The 1,587-nt window shown below is 66.3% G+C and carries 2 protein-coding genes; one reads left to right on the top strand and one right to left on the bottom strand.

The window, feature by feature from the left end; translation table 11 throughout:
- The first annotated feature begins 282 nt into the window (after positions 1-282).
- A complete protein-coding gene (locus ASG32_RS31980) occupies positions 283-513 on the top strand; it encodes a hypothetical protein (protein WP_056534183.1) in 231 nt (76 codons plus the stop codon).
- 81 nt (positions 514-594) lie between these two features.
- Here ASG32_RS31980 and ASG32_RS31975 read toward each other — a convergent pair whose 3' ends face one another.
- Complete coding sequence (locus tag ASG32_RS31975) at positions 595-1,293, bottom strand: thermonuclease family protein (protein WP_056534180.1); 699 nt, start codon at positions 1,291-1,293, stop codon at positions 595-597.
- Positions 1,294-1,587 lie beyond the last annotated feature (294 nt).

Below are 1,587 nucleotides of genomic sequence, written 5' to 3'. Positions count from 1 at the left end.
CTCGATCAGTGCTGCGACGCCTGGAACAAGCTCATCGATCAGCCCTGGCGCATCATGTCCATCGGCCTGCGGGCCTGGGCTCATGGGTTCTGATCAGTGAGAGTTGGTATAACTTAGCGCATAAGTCTCTTCGCGGGTCGACTACGGGGTCACACCCAACGCGTCCCTGCGGGCGCCAGCGTAACCCTGCACCCGAATAGCGATGCGTATTGGCTCGGAGCGCCGAACTGTCCTCGCTACCTCGTGTTTGCGCCACAGGGGGTTCTGATTCCGGAGGCGTGAGTGTCACGCTACTTCATCAGCACGGACGACCATGTCGAGGTGATGGACGAAGAGGGGGTCGAGGTGCCGAGTCGTGACGCTTTACGAGAGCTGCTTCGCCTAACGTTGACGGCCATCCTCCGCGACGAGGGGCGAAGGACCGGCGTCGATGAGTTCACGGCCAAGGCTTTCGATGAGCGCGGCTGCCTTGTCATGAAGGCGCGAGCCAGCTTCTCCATCACCGACCAATAGGCTACCACCGGCTCACGCGCTGGCGAGATCAGGCGCTCCCCCGCCTCGTGAGCAGATCCGAGGCCACGCCAACCAACCGGATCAGCCTCGTGCCGCCCGCCAGCCCGCCGCCTTCGCCTCGTCCTCGCTGCAGAACATGCGCTCGCCGGAGCTCGTGGTGATGACCGTCCGGTCGTAGTCCCGCGTCCCGGGCAGGTGGTAGATCTTGTCGCCCTTGCGCGAGATGTTGCCCTTGATCGCGCAGGCGGCCTGTGTGAGCGCCGGAGCAGCCGCCAGGGGCTTCTCCATCTCCGGCCGGGTCTCGACGCCGCTGGCCCGCTTGGCGCGCCTCCAGTCTGACGGCGGATCGAAGGTGCCGGCCCAAAGCCCTCGCTTCAGCGCCCTCGCGCTGGTCTCGGCCCCAACGTAGTCGCGGGAGTAGCGCTGATAGGCCGTGGCGTAGCCCTGGCCCACCATCCAGGCGTTCAGGTCCTCGTCACCCTTCCGGCAGACGGCAACGGTGCGGCCATACCGGTCGGTGTCGCGGGGCTCGCACGAGATGTTGGCCTCGCCGATCCGGTCAGCCAGCGCGAGCGCCGCCACCTGCCCGCAACGGTAGGACTTGCCGGCAGCGTCCTGGCAGAGCTGCGCACTCTCGGGCGCGTCAATGCCGTGCAGGCGGATGCGGGTACCGCGGATCACCACGGTGTCGCCGTCGGTGACGGAGGCGCGGCCCACGATCGGCTCGGCGGCCAGGACGGGACCGGTGAGGAGCAGAAGGGCAGCGAAGGCTGTGCGCATGGTCGCAGGATAAGCGCCGTGGGGACGGCGTTGTCGATAGCTTCGGGGGCACTCGCCACACCCAAGGTTGTAGCTATCATGGGGACGCCCGATCCACCCCGAGACGCTGATCATGAAGCCTGAGGATACCGATCTCGGGGTGACCATCGATTTCGCCAGAGGCGCGTCCAGCCCTCGGCGCGTGTTCGGCGGTCTAGGGCGTCTCTGCAAACTCATGTGAGCCAGAGCATGGTCATGCCGAGGGTGACCATGGCGAGGTAGTTGGCAGCCCGCTTCTCGTAGCGGGTGGCGATG

It is taken from the genome of Methylobacterium sp. Leaf361, assembly GCF_001424445.1.
Lineage (GTDB): Bacteria > Pseudomonadota > Alphaproteobacteria > Rhizobiales > Beijerinckiaceae > Methylobacterium.
The sequence above is the reverse complement of the archived record's forward strand: the minus strand, read 5'-3'. Positions and strand labels throughout refer to the sequence as shown.

Bases quoted from the DNA above. Each gene is read 5' to 3' on its own strand.
- ASG32_RS31975 (WP_056534180.1), bottom strand. From the start codon at position 1,293: ATGCGCACAGCCTTCGCTGCCCTTCTGCTCCTCACCGGTCCCGTCCTG.